Below are 22,097 nucleotides of genomic sequence, written 5' to 3' on the forward strand. Positions count from 1 at the left end.
TAAAATTATTTACCTGCGAGTGATAAAGCGAATAAGGCATATAGAGAAGGGTATTTCCGGCGCTAGAAAAGTATTGGGTTTGCACTAAAGAAGTGCGAGGTGAGGGCGATAAGGATAAGCGTGACAGGCTGAAGAGAAAAAATTTCGCCTGGTACTAAAAAATCTCTAAAGGTTGTTTAAGCACAGACGATAACAACTTTGACGGCGCTGAAGCCGGCGGGTTGAAGCCCAAACCATAACCAAAGACTTGATTAATAGGAACTTAAACCATGGCTCAAGTAATTAACACCAACAGCCTCTCGCTGATCACCCAGAACAACATCAACAAGAACCAGTCTGCTCTGTCTACTTCTATTGAGCGTCTGTCTTCTGGTCTTCGTATCAACAGCGCTAAAGATGACGCTGCTGGTCAGGCAATTGCCAACCGCTTCACCTCTAACATCAACGGCCTGACTCAGGCTGCGCGTAACGCCAACGACGGTATCTCTGCTGCGCAGACCACTGAAGGCGCACTGTCAGAAATCAACAACAACTTGCAGCGTGTTCGTGAACTGACTGTGCAGGCTCAGAACGGCACCAACTCTGATTCTGACCTGTCTTCAATCCAGGACGAAATCAAATCCCGTCTGGACGAAATTGACCGTGTATCTGGTCAGACTCAGTTCAACGGCGTGAACGTACTGGCTAAAGATGGCTCAATGAAAATCCAGGTCGGTGCAAACGATGGTGAAACAATCTCAATCGATCTGCAAAAAATCGACTCTTCTACTTTAGGCCTGAAAGGGTTCTCAGTAGATGGTAATGCATTAAAATTGAGCGATGCTGTTACTCAGGTTGGCGCAAGCAATGCGTTGAAAGATGTTGATCTTTCTTCAGTAGCATCTGAATTAAAAGTTGATGCAAGCACTTTGACTCTGCATAACGTGCAAACTTCAGCTGGCGCGGCAACCAACACATTTGTGGTAAGCTCTGGCGATAAAAACTATTCAGTTTCCGTAGAAGACTCATCAGGTACTGTAACTCTTAACCATGCTGACGTTGCTTATTCCGATACCAGCACCAGCAGCACAGGTACCTTGGCTGATTCACTGATTCAGGTGGGTGCTAATGCGTCGGGTGGAGCAGTAGGTTTCGTTACAACTGGCGGTAAGAATTTCAGCCTGACAGCTGCGGCTATTGCCAACTCCGGTACTGCTGCAGGTACTCAGGATACGGCTGAAGATATCGGTGACATCTCAGATAGCGCAAACGCTAGCTTGTTCACTGGCGCGTCAACTGCAGATCCGTTGGCATTGCTTGATAAAGCGATTGCTTCTGTTGATACCTTCCGTTCAAGCTTGGGTGCGATTCAGAACCGTCTGGATTCAGCGGTAACTAACCTGAACAACACCACTACCAACCTGTCTGAAGCACAGTCTCGTATTCAGGATGCTGACTACGCCACTGAAGTTTCAAACATGTCTAAAGCACAGATCATTCAGCAGGCGGGTAACTCAGTGTTGGCTAAAGCTAACCAGGTTCCACAGCAGGTTCTGTCTCTGCTGCAGGGCTAATCGCTACTTAAGCTTCTTGCTTATCCAACCCCGCTTTGGCGGGGTTTTTTTATATCTGCATATCATGAATATGCAGATATACTCACAGCTCTCTCTTTTCACAGGACGTGAACCATGCGTAATCGCTTTACCCTTTTAACGCTTCTCCTGCTCTCTGGCTGTGTGCCAATTAAACATCCTCGCACGCATTCGCAAAACCCTCCTGCACCCGTGGTGACCGATCTCAAAAGCTATTATGACGCCGTCCACTTTGCTATCCAGACCCAGTTTTTTGACGCTGACCATTACATTGGCAAAACCTGTCAGATAGACATTGATCTGGATGAAAAAGGGCAGTTGAACGGCCTACATATGCGCACCGGCGATTTATCGCTCTGTACCGAAGCGTTGTATGCGGCTAAGCATGCTGAACTTCCGGTACCGCCTTCGGCAGAAGTGCATGAGAAGACCAAACATATGGTGATCATGTTTGCCCCGCAGTGATTATTCCTGCAATAAACCAAATTTTATTTCATCAGCGATGATGATTTCCCCCATCCCCCTATAACCCTAAAAAAGTAACCACCCAGTTACAGTCCCGCACAGAATTGCCGATAACTTCCCCAGAATCATTCCAATTTTTTCGCACGATTTTTTTCTGTTTCTGGGGTGTCTATGCGCTTCAATTATGACTTGTTACCGGGTGAGCTACTGACCTTCGAAGAGATCGCGTTGCGCTATGCGCAGCAGCATCCTGATGAGAAAGAACTCACCGCACGCGGGTTGCTGAGCCCGTCGACCAGCTTTCGCAATTTGGTGATCCGTGCAGTGTTCGCGCAGGAGGAGATCAACAGTCCCTTGGAGGATCTGCTGTTCGTCTCTGACGATAACGAGCGCAAAAACTATCTGCGTCGTTTTGAGCACTATCTCAAAAGCCAGCAGGCTTTCCTTTATTTCCGTCGTAACGATGAGATAAAGAAGGAGGGGCGCTGGAAGGTGGTGGGTGAAACCCAGGTTTACGCCATGCTGGATCCGAATTCGGCAGAAGCGCAGAACCTGCTCACCAGTCGGGGCTTCAAGCTGGTGTTGATGCGACAGACGGAAGAGGAGGAGTACTGGCAGCTGTTCGACCCGCATGCGCACCCTTGCTTCCCACTGTCGCGCAAAATTCAGTTTCTGGTGGTGCTGAGCACGCCGCAGCATAAAGTGCCGACGGCGGTGATGCCAGGCACAGAAGTCGGGCGTCGCGTTAAGGCTAAGGTGTTCCAGCGTGCCAGCCAGGCGGAGTTCAGTTCGGCGGTGAAGGCACGCTATGGCGCCTGTATCATAACCGGCACGCAGCTTACGGAACGTCACAGCTGGCCGTGGGTGGAGGCCTGCTATATCGATACCCAGGAAAATGAAGAAGGTTTTCTTGCCGATAACAGCGTCGATAACGGATTGTTCCTGCGCAGTGACTTACAGCGTCTGTTTATCAACAAAATGATAAGCATTAACGCCGAAACCGGGCAGGTGATGTTTAATCCGGCACTGGAAACAGAAGCGCCGATTAGCGATTTTTATCAGACACTTGATGGCAAAACCTGTGCTCTGTGGGACGCGGTGCCGCCTGGCACGCGGCTACGGCTAAAAAACCTGCGCTAAAGAAACCCTGAATGGCGGTGTATTCCACCGCCATCCATAACAAATTTGAAATAACCTCGCTTTTGCCCGCCTATTCTGCCAATCGAAACCCCTACAGAATTGGATAATCATGCCGATAACTTTATTAACGCAGGGTAGTCATCGTGAACGATCTCTATACGCCCGAAGGCGTGATGGATAAACATTCGCTCTGGCAGCGCTACGTTCCTCTGGTGCGACACGAAGCGTTGCGCTTGCAGGTACGTTTGCCAGCCAGCGTTGAGCTTGACGATCTGCTGCAGGCCGGTGGCATTGGTTTATTGAATGCCGTGGAGCGCTACGACGCGCTGCAAGGCACCGCCTTTACCACCTATGCCGTGCAGCGAATCCGAGGGGCGATGCTGGATGAACTGCGCAGCCGCGACTGGGCACCTCGTAGCGTGCGTCGTAATGCGCGCGAGGTGGCCGGTGCTATGCATCAGGTAGAACAAGCGTTGGGGCGCTCGGCTACTGAGCAGGAAGTGGCTGAACAGTTGAATGTTTCGCTGGAAGAGTATCGGCAGATTCTGCTCGATACCAATAACAGCCAACTCTTCTCCTACGACGAGTATCGGGAAGAACACGGTGACAGTGCGGAGCTGGTGACGGAGGGGCATGAAGAAGCCAACCCGCTTCATCAGTTAATGGAAGGAAACCTGCGTGATCGCGTGATTGAAGCCATCGAGGCATTGCCCGATCGTGAAAAATTAGTGCTCACACTGTACTACCAGGAAGAACTGAACCTGAAAGAGATTGGCGCAGTGCTGGAAGTGGGGGAATCCCGCGTCAGTCAACTGCACAGTCAGGCGATTAAACGCCTGCGTGCCCGGTTAGCGGGGGCGCGCTGACAGACTCAGTACCTGGCATCGAAAAAATAAAAATACCGGGGACTCAGCAATGGGAGCCAAAGCCAAAGCCAGACCTTTAAGTCGTTATCTTAAAGACTATAAACACAGCCAAAGCAACTGTTCACATTGTGGCAAAGTTTTAGATCGTATGGCGTTAGTGTTTCGTGGACAGATCATCAATAAAGAGGCCATCGCGCGGATGGACCAGATGATTGATGACCAGGTATGGATGAAACTCCAGCCGGAACTGACCGCGTTATGTCGTTTCTGCAGCGATATTTTTTGTAATACCCATCCTAATTACTTCGACATTATGGCGTTCAAACAGTATCTGTTTGAGCAGACCGAGATGAGTCACAGCACCATTCGCGAGTATGTGGTGCGGCTGCGTCGTCTTGATGACATGCTGAAAGCGAAAAATTTCCCGGCCGACAGATTACGGGGCAACAGCTGGCATGAATGCCTGGAAAACGATTTGCCGGATGCGGGTAACAACAATTACCGCATCGCACTGCGTAAATATGACCAGTTTTTAGGCTGGCAGCAGGGCTGATTGTGATCCTGCCCTTGTTGTTGCTGAGCATAGCAGCAACAGGGGACGCACTCGCAGAATTCCGGGTGCGACTTTTCTCATCTTCTGCAACACTGTATGGATAATTGCACATTGCCCGAATGGAGGCTGCATTGTCTTTACATCTCTTGCACCAGTTCCCACGTCTTGAATTACTCGGTGCACCTACGCCGCTTGAGCATCTGCCACGGCTTTCTGATTATCTCGGTCGCGATATCTTTATTAAGCGTGATGACTTCACGCCTGTGGCCATGGGCGGCAACAAACTGCGCAAACTTGAATTCCTCGCGGCCGATGCGCTGCGCGAGGGCGCGGATGTCCTGCTGACGGCGGGCGCGATTCAATCCAACCATGTGCGCCAGACGGCGGCGGTGGCGGCGCGTCTTGGCCTCAAGTGTGTGGCGCTGCTGGAAAATCCGATTGGCACGATCTCAGAAAACTACCTCACCAACGGTAATCGCCTGATGCTCGACCTGATGGATGTCGAGGTGGTGATGGTCGATGCGTTGCACAACCCCACTGAACAGCTGGCCGAACAGGCTGAACGTCTCGAAGCCCAGGGTTTCCGTCCTTATATTGTGCCGGTTGGCGGTTCCAACGCACTGGGCGCGCTCGGTTACGTGGAGTGTGCGCAGGAGATCGCGCACCAAAGCGAAGGCGTGGTGGATTTCGCCGCTGTGGTGGTTGCATCGGGCAGCGCCGGCACCCATGCAGGTTTAGCGGTAGGTCTTGAGCAGTTGCTGCCTGATACCGAGCTGGTCGGTGTGACGGTTTCACGCAAAGTCGACGCGCAGTTGCCGGTGGTAGAGCGCATCCGCAGCGCGCTGGCTGAACAGTTGGAAGTGCAGACGCACGCGCCGATCACGCTTTGGGATGACTATTTCGCGCCGCGTTACGGTGAACCTAATGATGAAGGCATGGAAGCGGTGAAACTGCTGGCGCGTCTTGAAGGCATCATGCTTGACCCGGTCTACACCGGTAAAGCGATGGCCGGATTGATAGATGGCATTGCGCAGAATCGTTTCCGTCGTGAAGGGCCGCTGCTGTTTATTCATACTGGCGGCGCGCCTGCGTTATTTGCTTATCATCCTTCGGTCTAAGGCTAAGATAAAAAAGGTTTATAATCCGGCAGCTGTTGTTCTGGCCTGAAATGGGCCTGAATGCAGCGCCAATAACGAAAAGGCGGCAAATCCCGGTTTCGCCGCCTCATAGCACACAACACATCACAATAATGGGGTAAACATGGCTTTCTCTCCAATTCGTCGCCAACTGGTGATGGGCATGATGGCGGTCGCGCTGGTCGCGGGCGTTAACGTTAAAACGTTCGCCGCAGAAGATCTGCTGGCACAGGTGAAGAGCAAAGGTGAGCTGCGCGTGGGTCTGGAAGGCACCTATCCGCCGTTCAGTTTCCAGGATGAGAGCGGCAAGCTGACTGGTTTCGAAGTGGAGTTTGCGCAAGAGCTGGCGCAACACCTTGGCGTCAAAGCGGATCTGAAACCGACCAAGTGGGATGGCATGCTGGCGGCATTGGATTCTAAACGTATCGACGTGGTGATCAATCAGGTAACGATTTCACCCGAGCGTAAGAAGAAGTATGACTTCTCCACGCCATACACCATCTCTGGCGTTCAGGCGCTGACGATGAAGAAAAATGCTGGCAGCATCACCAAGCCAGAGGATCTCTCTGGTAAGAAAGTCGGTGTCGGCCTGGGGTCTAACTACGAACAGTGGCTGCGTGACAACGTCAAAGGCGTCGATATCCGTACCTATGATGATGACCCAACCAAATACCAGGATCTGCGTTCAGGTCGTGTTGATGCCATTCTGGTGGACCGTTTAGCGGCGCTGGATCTGGTGAAGAAAACCGGCGACACCATGGCGGTAGCGGGCCCGGCCTTCTCTCGACTCGAATCCGGCGTGGCGCTGCGTAAAGGCAATGACGACCTGCTGAAAGCCATTGATGCAGCGATTACTGATATGCAGAAAGATGGCTCGCTGAGCAAACTCTCTGAGAAATGGTTCGGCGCGGACGTCACTAAATAATGCAGGAAAGCTTACAACTGGTGCTGGATTCAGCACCATTCTTACTCAAAGGCGCGCTGTTCACGCTGCAGCTGAGTATCGGCGGGATGTTCTTCGGTCTGGTACTTGGCTTTGTGCTGGCGCTGATGCGCCTGTCACATTTCTGGCCAGTAAACTGGCTGGCGCGCATCTATGTGTCGATTTTCCGTGGCACGCCGCTGATCGCCCAGCTGTTTATGATCTACTACGGCCTGCCGCAGTTCGGTATTGAGCTGGATCCTATCCCATCAGCGATGATCGGTTTGTCACTCAATACTGCCGCTTACGCCTCTGAATCCCTGCGTGGCGCGATTGCTGCGATTGAACGTGGGCAGTGGGAAGCGGCGGCGAGTATTGGCATGACGCCATGGCAAACCTTGCGTCGTGTCATCCTGCCGCAAGCGGCACGTACCGCCTTGCCACCGCTTGGTAATAGCTTTATCAGCCTGGTGAAAGACACCTCGCTGGCGGCCACCATTCAGGTGCCGGAGCTGTTCCGTCAGGCGCAATTGATCACCTCACGTACGCTGGAAGTGTTCACCATGTATCTGGCTGCCTCGCTGATTTACTGGGTGATGGCGACGGTGCTGTCGGCGTTGCAAAACCGCCTTGAAGCGCATGTGAATCGACAGGATCGGGAGGCAAAATGAGTGCGATTGAAGTACGTCAGCTGGTCAAGCAGTTCCACGGCCAGACCGTGTTGCACGGCATCGATCTGGATGTGGCACCGGGTGAAGTGGTGGCAATTATCGGGCCAAGCGGTTCGGGGAAAACCACCTTGCTGCGCAGTATCAATCTGCTGGAAGTGCCCGATAGCGGCCGCGTCACGGTGGGTAATATCACCATTGATGCCAGTATTGGGCTCAACAAGCAGAAAGAGCAGGTTCGCCGTTTGCGTCAGCAGGTGGGTTTCGTGTTCCAGAACTTCAATCTGTTCCCGCATCGTTCAGTGCTGGAGAACATCATTGAAGGGCCGGTGATCGTGAAGGGTGAACCGAAAGCGGAAGCCATTGCCCGCGCCCGCAGCTTGCTGGAGAAGGTCGGTCTGCACGGCAAAGAGGAGAGCTTCCCGCGTCGCCTTTCTGGCGGGCAGCAGCAGCGTGTCGCCATTGCGCGTGCGCTGGCGATGCGACCGGAAGTGATTCTGTTCGATGAGCCGACTTCGGCGTTGGATCCTGAGCTGGTGGGTGAAGTGCTGAATACCATCCGCGCGCTGGCGCAGGAGAAACGCACCATGGTGATCGTCACGCATGAGATGAGTTTTGCGCGTGACGTGGCCGATCGGGCGATCTTTATGGATCAGGGCCGTATCGTGGAGCAGGGCGCAGCGAAAGAGCTGTTCAGCCATCCGCAGCAGGCACGCACCCGCCAATTTCTTGACAAGTTTCTTAACCAATAGTCTCAAGCGTCGTCTGGTTCTGACGGCGCTTTCTCTTTTCTCATCTGAATCCCTTCTCTCAGTTTCCTCTGAAAATTGTCAAAGAACTTTCAATTAACCATCTGAAAAATAATATTTTATTGCCTATGAAATTTTGCTGGCAAGGAGCAGAAGGATTTTTAAGACGCCCCCGATTGAGACATCTTTGTAAATATAAATAATTCTTTACAAATTCATGGCGCAATCAGGATCATAAAATGACACATGCCAGAAATGAAGTCCTCTGGATCAACACGTTAAAAGGTGCCTGCATCTTGCTGGTGGTGTTGCACCACTCGATTATCACCACTTTCGCTCCCTCACTGCATCACCTCACGGCCGGCATAGTGCCTGCGCACTGGTGGGTGACCTTCAATACCTATCTTTCACCGCTGCGTATGCCCGCTTTTTTCTTTGTCTCAGGCCTGCTGGCGGCCAGTTCGATCGTCAAAAAGAGCTGGAAAGAGGTGTTCACCAAGAAGTTCAGCAATATCGTGTATCTCTATTTGCTGTGGGGGGTGATTCAGTGGCTGAGCATTCACTATATCTCCGCGCACCTCGGTGAGCGGCTGTCCAGCACTAAAAACGCTGCCTATGCCGACACGCCGTTTGAGTTCCTTAAACTGCTGCTGACCTCGATGACCAGCCTCTGGTATCTGTACGCGCTGGCGGGCTTCTTCCTGTTCACCAAGCTGTTCCACCGCCAGAAAATGGCGCTGATGGCACTGGCGATTGTCGCGACCTACGCTGCGCAGTTTAGCCTGATCCCTGGTTGGGGGCCGGCCAGCGTGGCGCAAAACTATCTCTACTTCCTGCTCGGCGTATTCTTCAGCCAGTCTCTGATTGAGATTAGCCAGCTTAAGCGCCAACACTGGCTACTGCTGGCAGGCATCGCGGTGATTGGCGTGGTACATCATGTGGGGGGCATCTATAAAAACCCGTTCTACAGCCTGCTGACCATCGTGTTTGGTATCGTCGTGTGCCGTTTCCTCAATGAGCGCCTGAACATGGCGTGGCTGAACTGGATTGGCCGTAACACGCTGCAGATTTACGTACTGCACCGCATCTTCATAGAGTTGCTGGGACTGAGCGCGATTGCCCTGGCGTTGCATTACGGCTGGTTTGGTCATGCGGCCTTCAGTTGGGCATGGGCGCTGCTGATGCCGTTGACGGGCGTGGCGCTCTGCGTGACGATCTCACTGGCGGTGTGGTCACTGCTGAATCGCGGTCCAGGCAGAATGTTATTCATCTATCCGCGACTGTTGAGAAAACCCGTGCCAGAGACAAAAGCGGCACCGCTGCAATAATCAAAAAGGGCCAGTTCGCTGGCCCTAATTATTTTCTCTTAGCACAATATTAATATCCGCGTTTATCCATCTGCCACATATCATAATTGTCCGAATAAAATTTGATTTTAATTTGGTTTGTTTGTGATGGATTGTTCTTAATTTCCCTGTATTAATTGCTAACCTTATTTCCCTCGTCATACCCTTAGTGACTCTAATTTGGGAAGATATTGTTAGCCTGCTTAGCATTTGATTAGTGTCTGGAACTGTAAAGTATTGTTATATCAGGACCAGTAAAAAACTTTTAGGACTTTCGCTAGAGTCATCCCCCGCCAGCTTGTTTAATAATCGTTGAATAACCAGAAATGCATCATTGTTTATTTCCTCATACTTCTCCTTAAAGACCTACACAGCAGCGGGAGTTAATCATATGAATAACGCCAGGAAAGAAGATATTGCATGGGTCAATACCCTAAAAGGGGCCTGCATATTGCTGGTGGTGTTGTACCACACCGTATTACCCGGATTTGAAGGAACGGTGAAATTATTGACGGCGGGTTGGATACCGGCAGAAATATGGGTGCAGTTTAATACTGTTTTATCTCCGCTGCGTATGCCAGCCTTTTTCTTTGTTTCGGGCTTGCTGGCAACCAACGGGATTCTTAATCGTCCGTGGAAGCAGGTATTTACCAGTCGTATTACCAACCTGTTCTATCTTTATATTTTGTGGGGCTTTATTCAGTGGTGGTCGATTGTGGGTATCTCGACAGAGATTACCGGCCAGCGTATCTCACACAATCTGAATGCCGCCTATGCGGGTTCACTGTTTGAGTTCCTGAAGCTGACGTTTATGGCGATGAGCACCTCGTGGTATCTGTACGGACTGGCACTGTATTTCCTGTGTGCGAAGATCTTCCACAAACAGAAAGTGGCGTTGCTGGTGGTCGCGGTTGCGCTTAACTATCTGGCGGTGGAGAAGATCATTCCATACTGGGGACCGCAAAGCGTGGCGCAGTACTTCCTGTTCTTCCTGCTGGGCGCGTTCTGGAGCCCGCTGATGCTGCGTATGAGCGAATGGCGTCGTGAAAATCTCGTGCCATGGGCGCTGCTGGCGGCGGTATCAGGGATTCACATTATCTTCGGTCTGGATAAGAGCCTGTTCCTGTGCATCATCGCGGTGCTGGCGAGCGTGGCGGCCTGCCGCTGGCTTAACGCGCACTTTAAGATGACGTACTTTAACTGGATTGGCCGTAACACCCTGCAAATCTACGTGATCCATCGTATTTTCATTGAGTATTTTGGCATGTCAGCGATTCTGTTCGCTCAGCGCCATCATCTGTTTGACTATGCCTGGTTCTCCGTGTTGTGGGCATGTTTCTATCCGGTGGCGATTGTGGGGATTTGCTCGCTGCTGTCGGTGGCGGTGTGGTCTGTCACCAATCGCGGGTTGGGGCAGTCGCTGTTTGTCTTCCCGACCTTGATTGGTATGAAGCGCAACAAGTCTGTGGCTTAAGCTCAAAGTACAAAACAGTAGCGCCGCAACAAGTGGATATACTCGTCGCGGCGCGCCATGAAAAAGGGCCCTTGCGGGCCCTTATCTTTTTAACCAATGGTCATCAGACTGGCGTTACCACCCGCTGCGGCGGTATTTACACTCAGTGAGCGCTCTATCAGCAGACGTTCCAGCAGCAGATTGGTTTCGCCACGCGCGAAGCCCTGCACCGAAACAATCGCGCCGTCACGCGCAGCAACCTGCTCGCACAGCACACGTAACTGATCGGCGTCACCGTGATAGATCACCGCATCAAACCCGGCGGCCAGCAAATCTTTCACCAACACCACGTGTTTTTGCACGGCGGCAGGTAGTGATTTGCGCAGTGCGCGATGCAACTCATCATCCTGCCAGATTGCCTGACTGCCCACGCTGGTCACTGCTGCCAGTTGCGTCAGTGCGTCCTGCTCGTTATCCGCGATACAAAGGACATGATCGCGCGGCAGAAGCGTGAAGGTGTTACGTTCACCGGTTGGGCCTGGCAGCAGTCGCACCGTACCCGCCTGCGCCAGCTCGTCATAACGCTGACAGAGTGCCAGCAGTTCAGGTTTATCCTGCGCCCAGCTCTGCAATGCCTGGTGCGCGCTCATCAGCTCAGCACGTACGGAACTGTCGACTGGACGCTCGGCATCCTGACGATCGAAGGTCTTACGCAGTGCACTGTCTGGGCGGTTTGCCAGCAGGCGATAGAGATACAAAGGACCACCGGCTTTTGGACCGGTGCCGGATAAACCTTCTCCACCAAAGGGCTGCACGCCGACGACCGCGCCGACCATATTGCGGTTCACATACAGGTTACCGACCTTCGCGCCTGCCGTGACCTGCGCGATGGTTTCATCGATACGCGTATGCACACCCAGCGTCAGACCGTAACCCGAGGCGTTAATCTGATCGATCAGCTGTGGCAGGCTGTTACGCGCATAACGCACCACGTGCAGCACTGGGCCAAACACTTCTTTATCCAGATCGCTCACCTGACCCAGTTCGATCAGGGTGGGCTTGATAAAGGTGCCGCTGGTCCACTCTTTGCTGTCTTGCGGATTGTCCTGCGCCGCCTGATACACGGTGAAACCTTTATTGCGCATCGCCTGAATGTGGCGCTCGATGTTACCTTTGGCTTCGGCGTCGATCACCGGGCCGATATCCGTAGAAAGACGTTCCGGATTGCCCATGCGGCATTCGGCCATCGCGCCACGCAGCATTTTCAGGGTGTGATCGGCGACATCATCTTGTACGCACAGCAGACGCAGCGCCGAGCAACGCTGTCCGGCGCTGTCAAAGGCGGAGGCAACGATATCGACCACCACCTGCTCAGTCAGCGCCGAAGAATCCACGATCATGGCGTTCATGCCGCCGGTTTCAGCAATCAGCGGCGTTGGGCGGCCTTGCGGATCGAGACGACCCGCCAGATTGCGTTGCAGCAGCGTCGCGACGGCGGTGGAACCGGTGAACATCACACCGCGTACTCGCTCGTCACCCGTTAACTGTGCACCGACAGTCTCGCCCTGGCCCGGCAGCAGTTGCAGCACACCTGATGGCACGCCCGCATCCAGCATGATTTGTACCGCCTGCGCGGCTATCAACGGCGTCTGCTCAGCGGGTTTCGCCAGCACGCTGTTACCGGCTGCCAGTGCTGCAGCAATCTGACCGGTGAAGATCGCCAGCGGGAAGTTCCACGGGCTGATGCACACCACCGGGCCGAGCGGACGATGGGTTTCGTTATCGAAATCATCACGCACCATACCGGCGTAGTAATAGAGGAAATCAACCGCTTCACGCACCTCGGCAATGGCGTTGTTGTAGGTCTTACCTGCTTCACGCACCAGCAGGCCAATCAGCTGCTGCATCTGGCCTTCCATCGCTTCGGCGGCGCGCTCCAAAATGGCTGCACGTTCTTGTGGCGGGGTGGCAAACCAGATTGGACCGGCATTTACTGCGGCATCCAGCGCTTCCGAGACTTCTGCTTCGCTGGCATCGCGCACGCTGCCCACCACATCGGCTGGCGCAGAAGGGTTGAGTACCGGACGGCTCACGCCGTCACCCAGCTCACCTTCGACCAACGGCTGGGCAATCCATGGCTGGCTGGCGCTATTGAGCAGGGCGCTGGAGAGTGATGCCAGACGATGTTCGTTAGCCAAATCCAGACCGGCTGAGTTGGCGCGCTTCTCACCATACAGATCGCGCGGCAGCGGGATTTTCGGATGCGGTAAACCGACTGCGCCTTCGGTCAGCGCCATCTTCTCCACCGCAGAAACCGGATCGGCAACCAGCTCATCCAGCGGCAGGGTGTTATCCGCGATGCGGTTAACAAACGAGGTGTTGGCCCCGTTTTCCAGTAAGCGACGTACCAGATAGGCGAGCAGGGTTTCATGGGTGCCGACCGGTGCGTAGATACGGCACGGACGGTTCAGTTTGCCGTCTGCCACTTTGCCGACCACCTGCTCATACAGCGGTTCGCCCATGCCGTGCAGGCACTGGAACTCGTACTGACCCGGATAGTAGTTATTGCCTGCCAGCTGATAGATCGCTGCCAGCGTGTGAGCGTTATGAGTAGCAAATTGCGGATAGATCAGATTCGGTACCGCCAGCAGTTTGCGGGCGCAAGCCAGGTAAGAGATGTCGGTGTACACCTTGCGGGTATAAACCGGATAACCTTCCAGCCCTTCAATCTGCGCACGTTTGATTTCGCTATCCCAATACGCGCCTTTTACCAGACGGATCATCAGGCGACGGCGGCTGCGTTGGGCGAGATCGATCAGGGAGTCGATCACAAACGGGCAGCGCTTCTGGTATGCCTGAATCACAAAGCCAATCCCGTTCCAGCCGTCCAGTTCCGGCTCGAAGCACAGTTTTTCCAGCAGATCGAGCGACAGTTCCAGACGGTCTGCTTCTTCCGCATCGATATTGATACCAATGTCGTAAGAGCGCGCCAGTAAGGTCAGTGATTTAAGGATAGGATATAGCTCTTCCATCACGCGTTCATACTGCGCGCGGCTATAGCGAGGATGCAGGGCCGACAGTTTGATCGAGATGCCTGGACCTTCATAGATGCCACGACCATTGGAAGCTTTACCAATGGCATGGATCGCCTGCTGATAGGACACCAGATAAGCTTTGGCATCGCTGGCGGTCAGCGCTGCTTCACCCAGCATATCGTAGGAGTAGCGGAAGCCTTTCTCTTCCAGTTTGCGCGCATTGGCCAGTGCTTCCGCAATGGTTTCGCCGGTGACGAACTGCTCGCCCATCAGGCGCATCGCCATATCCACGCCTTTGCGGATCAGCGGTTCTCCACTCTTACCAATAATGCGATTTAGTGAACGCGACAAGTTGGCTTCATTGTGAGTCGATACCAGACGTCCGGTAAACAGCAGACCCCAGGTTGCGGCGTTAACGAACATCGACGGGCTGCGGCCCAGATGCGACTGCCAGTTGCCATTGCTGATTTTGTCGCGAATCAGCGCGTCACGAGTTGGTTTGTCGGGAATACGGAGCAGCGCTTCCGCCAGACACATTAGCGCCACGCCTTCCTGCGAAGAAAGAGAGAACTCTTGTAACAGGCTTTGCACCATTCCGGCGCGCCCGGTTGCACCTTTTTGGTGACGCAACTTATCCGCCAGGCTATAAGCCAGCTGATGGGTTTTCTCGGCCAGCGGGGCAGGGAGACGCGCCTGCTCAAGCAGCATCGGTACCGCATCGGTTTCCGGACGACGCCACGCAGCGGTGATGGCAGAGCGCGTAACCGACTGCGGCAAAATATGTTCAGCGAAGTCGAGGAAGGGCTGGAATGACTCATCTGCCGTGCCTTCTTCACTGGCGGCGTCGGCGAGCTGTAGGGGAATTTCCGGCAAAGATTCACCGGCTTCCAGCTGCGAAAGGTAGTTAAAAATCGCCTGTTTGATCAGCCAGTGTGGGGTGCGGTCAATTTTACCTGCCGCCAATTTAATGCGATCGCGGGTGGCTTCATCCAACTTCACCCCCATGGTGGTCGTTCCCATGATTTCCTCGTCCTCAAAATATGATTCAACATCAGCGTGGGCTGCACTATCACTCATGTTGCAACTTTGTGCAACCATGTTAAATGTGACCTGAGTTGCACGTTTATCAACACTTAAAATAGGCCATGTGAAAAAACGGCACAAAACTTGCTGCAAGAAGCTCGCCAAAGTTGCAACTCCCTTCAACGAGAGCACTCTCATGTTGAACAAGGTGCAACTCAAAGTGTGAGCGCGTGCAACCTATTGGCATTAAATCAGCGAAGTCAGGTGAAACCATTGTGACAGCTGTGTTAAATGCATTGTGCGCGCCGCCCCTTTGCGGCAGGATACCGCGCCTTAAGAGAAATCGCTTTCTCTGGATGCGGTAAAGCCCTGATGCCGTCCCGTTCCGATGGCTCAGGAAAAAAGATTTCTCTTAACGGATTAAATAATAAGTGGAGAGAGTATGAGTATGAGTACACCGATGTTGGTGACCTTTGTAATTTATATCCTGGGAATGGTGCTGATTGGCTTTATTGCCTACCGTTCGACCAAAAACTTTGACGACTACATTCTGGGCGGACGCAGTTTAGGCAGTGTGGTCACCGCACTGTCAGCGGGTGCATCAGATATGAGCGGTTGGTTGCTGATGGGCTTACCCGGCGCCATCTTCCTTTCCGGCATTTCAGAAAGCTGGATCGCCATTGGCCTGACCATCGGTGCCTGGCTTAACTGGAAAATTGTGGCAGGTCGCCTGCGCGTGCAGACCGAACATCACGATAATGCCTTAACGCTGCCGGACTTCTTCTCCAGCCGTTTCGAAGACAAAAGCAAGCTGCTGCGTGTTATCTCCGCTGTAGTCATTCTCATCTTCTTCACCATTTATTGCGCATCAGGCGTGGTTGCGGGTGCACGTCTGTTTGAAAGCACCTTCGGTATGGATTACCAAACTGCGCTGTGGGCCGGTGCTGCTGCCACCATTCTTTATACGCTGGTGGGCGGATTCCTGGCGGTGAGCTGGACCGATACCGTGCAGGCCAGCCTGATGATCTTCGCGCTGATCCTCACTCCGGTGTTTGTGATTATCGCGGTAGGTGGCCTGGATGATTCACTGGCGGTGATCGAAGCAAAAAGTCTTGAAAACCTCGACATGCTGAAAGGGCTCAACTTTGTTGCCGTTATCTCCTTACTCGGATGGGGCCTGGGTTACTTTGGACAACCGCATATCCTGGCGCGCTTTATGGCGGCGGATTCACATCACTCGATTCGCACTGCACGTCGCATTGGCATGACCTGGATGATCCTGTGCCTGGCCGGTGCCGTGGCGGTGGGCTTCTTCGGTATCGCCTACTTCCAGAACCACCCTGAGCAAGCGGCAGGCGTAAGCCAGAACGGCGAACGCGTGTTCATTGAACTGGCGCGTATCCTGTTTAACCCGTGGATTGCTGGCATCCTGCTGTCTGCGATTCTGGCAGCGGTGATGTCCACCCTAAGCTGCCAGCTGCTGGTGTGCTCAAGCGCCCTGACAGAAGATCTCTACAAAGGCTTCCTGCGTAAAAATGCCAGTCAGAAAGAGCTGGTGTGGGTAGGGCGTTTAATGGTGCTGCTGATTGCGTTGATCGCCATCGCGCTGGCGGCCAATCCGGAAAACCGTGTGCTCGGCTTAGTCAGCTATGCATGGGCGGGCTTTGGTGCTGCCTTCGGTCCGGTTGTTCTGTTCGGCGTATGCTGGAAACGTATGACCCGCAATGGCGCGCTGGCCGGGATGGTGATTGGTGCACTGACGGTGCTTCTGTGGAAACAGTATGGTTACACCGAACTGTATGAAATCATTCCTGGCTTCATCTTCGCCAGCATCGCGATTGTGGTGTTCAGCCTGATCGGCAAAGGCCCATCAAAAGAAGCACAAGCGCGCTTCGCCGCCGCTGAAGCTGAATACAACACCAAGTAATTCTGTCTCTGACACACTAAGCCCGCCCGTATACGGCGGGCTTTTTTATTATGGAATCGACCAGGCTTCAGCATTCCCTTCAAAGCAATGACATAGTTAGTCGTCCGATAAAGGCCATTCCGGGGAGCGAAGCGTCCGCGCCATGGACGGCGCGGCCGATCTGCAGGGATGCGTGGTTTCTTCGCGATCGGGATGGCCTTTAGTGGACAATGCGCTGAACTCAAAGCGACACCTCTACACTGAACCTGAAGCGATAACTCTGCACCGAACGTGCAGCGAAAACCCGGCACTGAACCTGCAGCGATATCCCGGCACTGAGCTTGCAGCCACACCCCAGCACTGAATATTTATCTGAACGCTGAAATCCCCATCACCCATTTTCAGTGAATCCGTATTACAGCCCGCAAATGAGAAATAATTTCATTCAGTGACTTGTAATTTTACCCGCGATAATGATAATCGATATCGTTTGCACTTTACGTATTTTTACCTAAGGTTTACCCTCCTTAACAATCAAGAGGTTGGTGATGTTCGTACCGTTTCTCATTATGCTGCGTGAAGGTCTTGAAGCAGCTCTCATCGTCAGCCTGATTGCCAGCTACCTGAAACGCACCCAGCGCACTCAGTGGTTCCCCGCGATGTGGGCGGGTGTCTTCATTGCCGCGGCACTCTGCTTAGGCCTTGGCATCTTCATCAATGAAACCACCGGCGAATTCCCGCAAAAACAGCAAGAACTGTTTGAAGGCATCGTCGCGGTCGTCGCGGTGGTCATCCTCACCTCCATGGTGTTCTGGATGCGCAAAGTCTCACGTAACATCAAAGCCACACTGGAACGATCGGTCGATCAGGCATTGCAAAAGCAGGGCGGCGGTGGCTTCCCGCTGGTCCTCATTGTCTTTCTGGCCGTGGCGCGTGAAGGTCTCGAATCCGTCTTCTTCCTGCTGGCGGCTTTCACCCAGGATGTTGGCTACGCGCCGCCGATTGGCGCGGTGCTGGGCTTATTAACGGCGATTGTTTTGGGCATGCTGCTCTACTACGGCGGCATCCGCCTCAACCTGGCGAGCTTCTTCCGCTGGACCAGCTTATTCATTCTCTTTGTTGCCGCAGGTCTCGCGGCAGGTGCGATCCGTGCTTTCCACGAAGCGGGGCTCTGGAACCACTTCCAGGACATTGCTTTCGACCTCAGCAACACGCTCTCCACCCACTCGGTGGTCGGTACGCTGCTGGAAGGCATTCTCGGCTATCAGGAAACGCCAAGCGTCAGTGAAGTGGCGGCCTGGCTTATCTACCTGATTCCGGCGCTGCTGCTGTTCTTCTTCCCGGCGCGCCCAACGGCCAGTGCTGCGCGCACCACACGCTGAAATTAAATCAGGCGCGATTGCGCGTCTGTTCTTCCATGTAACAGGGATATCACTATGACGATTCGCTTCCGCCGTAAGGCGCTGTTGGTTTCAATGCTGGCTCTCTCAGGCGCCGCATCTGCTGCATCCATCCCGCAAGTCACGGTTACCGTCACTGACAAACAGTGTGAGCCGATGTCACTCAATGTGCAGGCGGGTAAAACCCAGTTCATCATTAAAAACAACAGCCAGAAAGCGCTGGAGTGGGAAATCCTGAAAGGGGTGATGGTGGTAGAAGAGCGTGAAAACATCGCGCCGGGTTTTAGCCAGAAACTGACTGCGAACCTCGAAGCGGGCGAATATGACATGACCTGTGGCTTGCTGACCAACCCGAAAGGCAAATTGGTGGTATCGGGTGAGTCGAAAACCGCTGCCAAAGGTAAAACCGACATCATGCAGCTGGCTGGCCCAATCACAGACTACAAAACCTACGTGATGAGCGAAGTCAAAGAGTTGGTGGCGGGCACTCAGGCCTTCACCGATGCGGTTAAAGCGGGCGACCTGGAAAAAGCCAAAGCGCTGTACGCACCAACCCGTGCGTACTACGAGCGTATCGAACCGATTGCAGAACTGTTCTCAGATCTGGACAGCAGCATTGATGCCCGTGAAGATGACTTCGAGAAAAAAGCGGACGATCCGAAATTCACCGGCTTCCACCGCATCGAAAAAATCCTGTGGGCCGACAAAACCACCAAAGGTGCTGAAGAGTTCGCCACTAAGCTGAATCAGGACGTGCTGGATCTGCAGACCCGCATCAGTGAACTGGCCTTCCCTCCGGCGAAAGTGGTCGGTGGCGCAGCTGGCCTGATCGAAGAAGTGGCGGCCAGCAAAATCTCGGGTGAAGAAGATCGTTACAGCCGTACCGACCTGTCCGACTTCCAGGCCAATATCGACGGCGCACAGAAAATCGTTGATCTGCTGCGTCCACAGTTGCAAAAAGCTAACCCGCAGCTGCTGGCGAAAGTCGATGCTAACTTTAAGAAAGTCGACAGCATCCTCAGCAAATACCGGACCAAAGACGGTTTCGAATCTTACGAGAAACTGACTACCGCTGACCGCAATGCGCTGAAAGGGCCGATCACCACTCTGGCGGAAGATCTCTCCCTGCTGCGCGGAACTTTAGGTCTCGACTAATCATGAGCCATAAAAATGACGCGGCAGAGCCGTCGCGTCGTCGTTTATTGCAGGGGTTAGGTATGTTGGGCGGCGCGGCCGCCCTGAGTGGCGGTTGTCCGTTCCATACGGCAGCCGCGGCTGACAGCTTCTCTCCTGGCACGGTTGCACCCGATGCGCGCCAGCAGGCGCAACCTTTCTACGGCCCGCATCAGGCTGGCATTATCACCCCGCAGCAAGCTTCGATGATGCTGGTGGCCTTTGACGTCTTAGCCAGTGATAAAAGTGACCTCGAGCGTCTGTTCCGTCTGCTAACAGCGCGCTTCGCTTTCCTGACAAAAGGAGGCGCCGCGCCAGTTGTCACCAACCCGCAGCTGCCGCCAATGGATTCCGGCATTCTTGGCGCCGATATCGCACCCGATAATCTCACCATGACGCTGTCCGTGGGCACCTCGTTGTTTGATGAGCGCTTTGGTTTGAGTGCACACAAACCGACGCAACTGCAAAGCATGACGCGCTTCCCCAACGATTCGCTGGATGCCGATCAGTGTCACGGCGATCTTCTGCTGCAAATCTGCGCCAATACGCAAGATACGGTGATACACGCACTGCGCGACATCATTAAGTACACGCCCGATCTGCTGGCCGTGCGCTGGCGGCGCGACGGCTTTATCGCCGACCACGCCGCACGCAGTCACGGTAAAGAAACGCCGATCAATCTGCTGGGCTTTAAAGATGGCACCGCTAACCCTGACACGCATAATCCTGCGTTGATGGATCAGTTGCTGTGGGTCACTGCAAATCAACAAGAACCCGCATGGACGCAGGGAGGCAGTTATCAGGCGGTGCGTATCATTCGTTTCCACGTTGAAATGTGGGATCGCACTCCACTGGGTGAACAGCAAACGATATTCGGTCGTGAGAAACTTTCCGGTGCGCCGCTGGGCATGAAAGAGGAACATGACGTGCCGGATTACAGCAAAGACCCGGATGGCGATGTCATCGCGCTGGATGCGCATATCCGTCTCGCTAACCCACGCACGCCGGAAACCGACAGCAGTTTAATGCTGCGCCGGGGTTACAGTTACTCCTCAGGGATTACCGGTTCGGGGCAGCTAGATATGGGACTCTTGTTCGTTTGCTATCAGCATGATTTAGCCAAAGGCTTTATCACCGTGCAAAAACGTCTCAATGGCGAAGCGCTGGAAGAATATATTCGTCCAATTGGCGGCGGATACTTTTTCGTTTTGCCCGGCGTCCCTGACGAAAAACATTACCTTGGCCAGCCTTTACTGCAGGCCTGATTAATAAACGCACCGTGCCAGCACAGCGATAAGGTTGCGCTGGCGCTTTTTTCACCGACCGTAAACTTTCCCCTGGTCGCTTCCTGTTCCGAATGTTCCGAAAAAGTTCGTCGCACGTCAAATAATCCATCTAACTGAAAATGCGAGATAATTTAATTTAAGACGAAAATTCTCATGCTTCGCTTATCTGTTTTTCTTTGTCGTGACGTAAAAATACTGTTGCAAAGCATGGTTAATATGATGCACTTTACTCATAAGCGTTGTCAGTTGTGTGGCTAAGTCCACTGGAGTTCGCGCATGACCCGGTCCTTCTATGGACAGTTAAATACACTTCAGCTAGCGCAGTACACTGCGGGGGATTTCTTCCCTCCAAAGTATCCTCTTCACTTTTCAATTATCGTTTCCGAACTAACGCCAATTCTCTACCGGTGCGCTTCAGCGCTTCGTCGTTGTTGCACACTATTTTCAATGGCCAGACCCGGCTTACAAGGAAGCCAAACAAACCTCTAAAGCGTTCAAGTCATCGCCGCGGGTGATCCGCCGCGATAAATGAAACCAACTGTAAGGTGCCACTATGGGAAGACAGAAAGCAGTGATCAAAGCGCGTCGTGAAGCAAGAAGAGTCGTTCGTAGTGATTCTCGCAGTCACCGTCAGCGCGAAGAAGAATCGGTCACTTCGCTGGTGCAGATGGGTGGGTTGGACTCAATTGGTATGGCGCGTGATTCACGCGATCGTGGCCCGATTGAAGCCAGAAATGAAGCTCAGGCGCACTATCTTAATGCCATAGAAACGAAACAGCTGATATTCGCCACCGGTGAAGCCGGTTGCGGTAAAACCTGGATTAGCGCAGCCAAAGCGGCTGAGGCCCTGATCAATAAGGATATCGAAAGGATTATTGTGACGCGCCCGGTTCTGCAGGCGGATGAAGACCTCGGTTTCCTTCCTGGGGATATTTCCGAGAAGTTCGCCCCGTATTTCCGACCGGTATACGACGTTCTGGTTAAACGTCTCGGCGCTTCTTTTATGCAGTACTGCCTGCGGCCTGAAATTGCCAAGGTAGAGATTGCGCCCTTCGCATATATGCGCGGACGTACGTTTGAAAATGCGGTAGTGATCCTTGATGAGGCACAAAACGTCACTGCGGCACAGATGAAGATGTTCCTGACACGCTTAGGCGAGAACGTGACGGTTATCGTCAACGGAGATATCACCCAGTGTGACTTGCCGTCCCATGTCAAATCCGGTCTTGCTGATGCGCTGGCGCGTTTCGAAGAAGACGAGATGATTGGTGTGGTGCGTTTCGACAAAAACGACTGCGTCCGTTCGGCACTTTGCCAGCGCACGCTGCTGGCTTACGGTTAACCATTGAGTCGTAATTGATTGAGAGTGTAGCGAAGCAAAACCCGGCGCAAGCCGGGTTTTTTT

Annotated in this window: 17 protein-coding genes; 16 read left to right on the forward strand and 1 reads right to left on the reverse strand. The window is 53.4% G+C overall.

Annotated elements, in window-relative coordinates:
- Positions 1-269 precede the first annotated feature (269 nt).
- The 11 genes from JK231_RS08735 to JK231_RS08785 all read left to right on the forward strand — a co-directional run bounded on the left by JK231_RS08735 (position 270) and on the right by JK231_RS08785 (position 10,890).
- Positions 270-1,553 (forward strand): FliC/FljB family flagellin, encoded by a 1,284-nt coding sequence (locus JK231_RS08735; protein ID WP_211728384.1) that lies wholly within the window; start codon positions 270-272, stop codon positions 1,551-1,553.
- A gap of 114 nt (positions 1,554-1,667) precedes the next feature.
- Positions 1,668-2,036 (forward strand): cell envelope integrity TolA C-terminal domain-containing protein, encoded by a 369-nt coding sequence (locus tag JK231_RS08740; protein ID WP_211728385.1) that lies wholly within the window; start codon positions 1,668-1,670, stop codon positions 2,034-2,036.
- Positions 2,037-2,207: 171 nt separating this feature from the next.
- Positions 2,208-3,176 carry an HNH endonuclease signature motif containing protein gene (locus JK231_RS08745; protein ID WP_160832795.1) on the forward strand — a complete coding sequence of 323 codons (969 nt, stop codon included), beginning with the start codon at positions 2,208-2,210 and terminating at the stop codon, positions 3,174-3,176.
- A 143-nt stretch (positions 3,177-3,319) separates the two neighbouring features.
- The gene (locus tag JK231_RS08750) at positions 3,320-4,042 is read left to right on the forward strand and encodes an RNA polymerase sigma factor FliA (RefSeq protein WP_038646384.1); all 723 of its coding nucleotides are present in this window, start codon (positions 3,320-3,322) and stop codon (positions 4,040-4,042) included.
- 49 nt (positions 4,043-4,091) lie between these two features.
- A complete protein-coding gene (fliZ, locus tag JK231_RS08755; protein ID WP_034824353.1) occupies positions 4,092-4,595 on the forward strand; it encodes a flagella biosynthesis regulatory protein FliZ in 504 nt (167 codons plus the stop codon).
- A 131-nt stretch (positions 4,596-4,726) separates the two neighbouring features.
- On the forward strand, positions 4,727-5,713 hold the full coding sequence (locus JK231_RS08760) for a D-cysteine desulfhydrase (RefSeq protein WP_160832796.1): 987 nt from the start codon (positions 4,727-4,729) through the stop codon (positions 5,711-5,713).
- A 142-nt stretch (positions 5,714-5,855) separates the two neighbouring features.
- Positions 5,856-6,656: a cystine ABC transporter substrate-binding protein gene (tcyJ, locus tag JK231_RS08765; protein WP_211728386.1), complete on the forward strand. Its 801-nt coding sequence runs from the start codon at positions 5,856-5,858 to the stop codon at positions 6,654-6,656.
- On the forward strand, positions 6,656-7,324 hold the full coding sequence (gene tcyL / locus JK231_RS08770) for a cystine ABC transporter permease (RefSeq protein ID WP_045815117.1): 669 nt from the start codon (positions 6,656-6,658) through the stop codon (positions 7,322-7,324). Before tcyJ ends, tcyL begins: the two co-directional genes overlap by 1 nt.
- Complete coding sequence (gene tcyN, locus JK231_RS08775) at positions 7,321-8,073, forward strand: L-cystine ABC transporter ATP-binding protein TcyN (protein ID WP_038646388.1); 753 nt, start codon at positions 7,321-7,323, stop codon at positions 8,071-8,073. The genes tcyL and tcyN overlap by 4 nt, the downstream gene beginning before the upstream one ends.
- 236 nt (positions 8,074-8,309) lie before the next feature.
- Positions 8,310-9,398, forward strand: a complete 1,089-nt coding sequence (locus JK231_RS08780) for an acyltransferase family protein (RefSeq protein ID WP_211728387.1) — start codon at positions 8,310-8,312, stop codon at positions 9,396-9,398.
- Between the two features lie 409 nt (positions 9,399-9,807).
- A complete protein-coding gene (locus tag JK231_RS08785) occupies positions 9,808-10,890 on the forward strand; it encodes an acyltransferase family protein (RefSeq protein WP_211728388.1) in 1,083 nt (360 codons plus the stop codon).
- Between the two features lie 89 nt (positions 10,891-10,979).
- On the opposite strand, the gene putA is transcribed toward JK231_RS08785, so the two are convergent.
- Entirely contained in the window at positions 10,980-14,924 is a 3,945-nt protein-coding gene (gene putA, locus JK231_RS08790) for a trifunctional transcriptional regulator/proline dehydrogenase/L-glutamate gamma-semialdehyde dehydrogenase (protein ID WP_211728389.1), read from the reverse strand.
- 445 nt (positions 14,925-15,369) lie between these two features.
- On the opposite strand from putA, the gene putP reads away from it, so the two are divergent.
- The 5 genes from putP (at position 15,370) to phoH (ending at position 22,034) form a co-directional block, all read left to right on the forward strand.
- Entirely contained in the window at positions 15,370-16,854 is a 1,485-nt protein-coding gene (gene putP / locus JK231_RS08795) for a sodium/proline symporter PutP (RefSeq protein WP_097116811.1), read from the forward strand.
- A gap of 527 nt (positions 16,855-17,381) precedes the next feature.
- Positions 17,382-18,215: an iron uptake transporter permease EfeU gene (gene efeU, locus JK231_RS08800; protein ID WP_211728390.1), complete on the forward strand. Its 834-nt coding sequence runs from the start codon at positions 17,382-17,384 to the stop codon at positions 18,213-18,215.
- A 54-nt stretch (positions 18,216-18,269) separates the two neighbouring features.
- Positions 18,270-19,388, forward strand: coding sequence for an iron uptake system protein EfeO (gene efeO, locus JK231_RS08805; protein WP_211728391.1), 1,119 nt, complete (start codon positions 18,270-18,272; stop codon positions 19,386-19,388).
- Positions 19,389-19,390: 2 nt separating this feature from the next.
- Positions 19,391-20,671 carry an iron uptake transporter deferrochelatase/peroxidase subunit gene (gene efeB, locus JK231_RS08810; RefSeq protein ID WP_097116814.1) on the forward strand — a complete coding sequence of 427 codons (1,281 nt, stop codon included), beginning with the start codon at positions 19,391-19,393 and terminating at the stop codon, positions 20,669-20,671.
- Between the two features lie 574 nt (positions 20,672-21,245).
- Positions 21,246-22,034, forward strand: a complete 789-nt coding sequence (phoH, locus tag JK231_RS08815) for a phosphate starvation-inducible protein PhoH (RefSeq protein WP_034824330.1) — start codon at positions 21,246-21,248, stop codon at positions 22,032-22,034.
- Positions 22,035-22,097: the final 63 nt, after the last annotated feature.

Source organism: Pantoea sp. JGM49 (genome assembly GCF_018257655.1).
Lineage (GTDB): Bacteria > Pseudomonadota > Gammaproteobacteria > Enterobacterales > Enterobacteriaceae > Pantoea > Pantoea communis.